This window comes from Paraburkholderia sediminicola, assembly GCF_046026895.1.
In the GTDB taxonomy this organism is placed as follows: domain Bacteria; phylum Pseudomonadota; class Gammaproteobacteria; order Burkholderiales; family Burkholderiaceae; genus Paraburkholderia; species Paraburkholderia sediminicola_C.
Genome location: NZ_JAQQEU010000189.1, coordinates 1 through 2,718, shown reverse-complemented (window position 1 = coordinate 2,718; position 2,718 = coordinate 1). Strand labels below are relative to the sequence as shown.

General features: G+C 64.5%; 4 protein-coding genes and 1 pseudogene. 3 read left to right on the top strand and 2 right to left on the bottom strand.

The features are described 5' to 3' along the window. Positions 1-156: pseudogene (locus tag PQR02_RS40090) on the bottom strand (RND transporter); the annotation flags it as partial. Positions 157-312: 156 nt separating this feature from the next. Here PQR02_RS40090 and PQR02_RS40085 point away from each other — a divergent pair. After that, a complete protein-coding gene (locus PQR02_RS40085) occupies positions 313-1,251 on the top strand; it encodes a LysR family transcriptional regulator (protein WP_408243335.1) in 939 nt (312 codons plus the stop codon). 207 nt (positions 1,252-1,458) lie between these two features. Further along, positions 1,459-1,617, top strand: a complete 159-nt coding sequence (locus PQR02_RS40080) for a hypothetical protein (RefSeq protein ID WP_408243334.1) — start codon at positions 1,459-1,461, stop codon at positions 1,615-1,617. Positions 1,618-1,709: 92 nt separating this feature from the next. On the opposite strand, the gene PQR02_RS40075 is transcribed toward PQR02_RS40080, so the two are convergent. Next, positions 1,710-2,432, bottom strand: a complete 723-nt coding sequence (locus PQR02_RS40075) for an SOS response-associated peptidase (protein ID WP_408243333.1) — start codon at positions 2,430-2,432, stop codon at positions 1,710-1,712. Positions 2,433-2,488: 56 nt separating this feature from the next. On the opposite strand from PQR02_RS40075, the gene PQR02_RS40070 reads away from it, so the two are divergent. Further along, positions 2,489-2,718, top strand: a 230-nt coding sequence (locus PQR02_RS40070) for a hypothetical protein (RefSeq protein WP_408243332.1), incomplete at its 3' end; no start/stop codon positions are given.

Here is a 2,718-nt window from a genome sequence, read left to right as displayed (position 1 = left end):
GTTGGCCGCGCGGATCGCGTTGCCCGCGTCGAGCGAGGACGGCTCGATCGTGTGGTCCTGCGGGACGATGCCTCCGGTACCTGCGCAGCCGGCGATTGTTAATAGGATCGTAAGAACCGCGGCCGCGGAGATCCTTTTCGATACCGGAGACTGCACGATTTCCTCCAAGTTTGACTATAGAAGCTGGTGCGTCATTATATTTTTTGATGGATTGGGGAATAACCGGTAAGGATGCAAGGCATTTTTACGTTATGTGAGACAATTGCCTTTGCTGATTGTGTAACAATCGCTGCCGAACAACAGGGAATGGGTATGGATACGCTTCAAAACATGCGCGTATTTGTTCGCGTCGTCGAAGCGGGCAGCTTCACGGGTGCCGCGCAACATCTGAATACGACCACGGCTTATGCGTCGCGCGCGGTTTCGGATCTGGAGGCGCATCTGCGCACACGCCTGCTGAACCGGACCACGCGCCGCATCGCACTGACCGAAGCGGGCGAGCGCTATCTGCAACGCTGCGAGCAGATCCTCGCTTACGTCGATCAGGCGGAAGCCGAGGCGAGCGACGCGCACGCGCGCCCGTCGGGCAAACTCAAGGTGCACGCGATGACGAGCTTCGGCCAGCACTATGTCGTGCCGGCGGTCGGACGCTATCAGGAGCGCTATCCGGACGTGCATATCGAACTGACGCTCGCGCAGCGCATGCCCGATCTGCTCGACGAGGGTTTCGACGTATCGCTGACGCTCGCCACCGGTCTGCCGGATTCGGGGCTCGTGTCGCAGCGCCTGGGCAGCGCGTTCAGCATCGCGTGCGCGTCGCCGGCTTATCTGGAGCGGCACGGCGTGCCGCAGACGCCCGCCGATCTCGCGCGCCATACCTGCCTGCAAATGGTCACGCCGGTGTTTCCGCCCGACAAATGGACCTTTGGCGGCCCGCAAGGCGAAGAAACGGTCACGCTCGGCGCGACCACGTTTCAGGTGAACGTCGCCGAAGCGATGGTGGTCGCGGTATCGCAGGGGATGGGCGTCGGGCTGATTCCGATCTACTCGGCGATCAGCGGTTTGCGGAGCGGCAAGCTCGTGTGGCTGCTGCCCGCGTACACATCGCAGGAAATGAATCTGTACGCGTTGTACCCGTCGCGCCAGTACCTGGACGCGAAAATCCGCACCTGGGTCGAATTTTTGCGCGACGAGCTGCCGGCCACGCTGGCTGCGGACCAGGATGAACTGAGGCAATTCGCGCGGTCCTGAAGCCGCGCCCGGCGGGCGTGCCGCAAGGGTTGACGCGGCAGGACGCCGCCGTGTGACCGGACGTTACATAACTGCCGCGCCGCAACATTTTCTTACTTCTCGCCCGCGGACGATTTGCTACCGTGTGGCTCATGCGCTGCCGCTTCGGTCGGACGCGCCGGTTCTTTGCCGTTCGGCACATCGCAACAACTGAAGGACGAGGGATTCATGGATACGCATCTGATGATCGGCGTGGCCGTCATGCTTGGACTGATCGGGATCGCCGCATCGCGCGATCTGCTGCGCCGCCTCCGCGAACAGCACCCGCAGCTGGTGCCGATCAAGGTTGAGCGCCCGGACCTGCAGGCTCGACGGCACGACCGGTGAAGCTCCTCGCCGCCACGGCGTGTCGCCGGCGGACGCGGGGCCGCGGTGAAAAGGCTTTTCCTTCCTGAACGGCTAGAGGCGCGTCCACGCTTTCAGTGCAGGGCTTCGATCAACGCGGGTTCGTCGTTGAGCGTGCGGTCCACTTCGTGACTCACGCGGTGCCAGCGAAAACGGCCGGCGGGCAAGCAGGCGCCGCGCGCGAGCCGTTCGAGTTCGTCGGCCGGCAACGCCGGATCCAGCCAGCGGCGCGCCGCATCCGGCGAAAATGCCAGCGGACGTCGGTCGTGAACGTCGATCAGCCCCGAGTCGGCGCTGGCCGTCACGATCACCAGTCCCATCCCTTCCGTTTGCGGCTCGCTGCCGCGCACGTTCGACAACGCGGCCAGATACATCGGCTCGTCTTTTTTCAGATGCACGAAGTAGGGCTGGCGCCGCGGCGCTTCGGCTGGCGCCGGACCGCCATGCGCGTGAGGGGTCGCGGGCGAAGTTTCGACACGCCACTCGAACCAGCCATCCGCCGGCACTAGCACGCGGCCGGTTTTCCACAATTCCTCGAAATAGCGCGCGGTCGGCGCGGCGTCGGCGCGCGCGTTGATCGTCTGCGGCAGATGCTGCGCGCGCGCCCAATCCGGGCAGTATCCCCAGTGAATGGCGCGCAGCGTTTGATCCGGATAGATCGCGAGCGGATGCGTGCCGGGGGCAAGGTTGTAGCCGGGGCGGCGGTCGGCGGCGTCGAACAGCAGCAGCGGATCGGCGAGGCCGAGATGTCCCGCGTAAAGATGCGCGTCGCGATACTGGCTGATTCGACCACACATGAGCGATCTCCGGTGACGACCTGCGTGGCGGGTTCCATAGGCTGGCGGAGTCGGCAATGAATCGGTTGAACCGGCCGAATCGAGTGGCGCGTTTCTCAGGCACCGTCACGCCGAAAGCCGGACACAGGCAGGAATTGGCAGCCGGCAACCAGCGCCAGCCGCTAGCACGAGCCGCCAACCCGCAGCCTAGAGCACGAGCCACCAGCACCAGCACCAGCACCAGCACCAGCACCAGCACCAGCACCAGCACCAGCACCAGCACCAGCACCAGCACCAGCAATCCCAG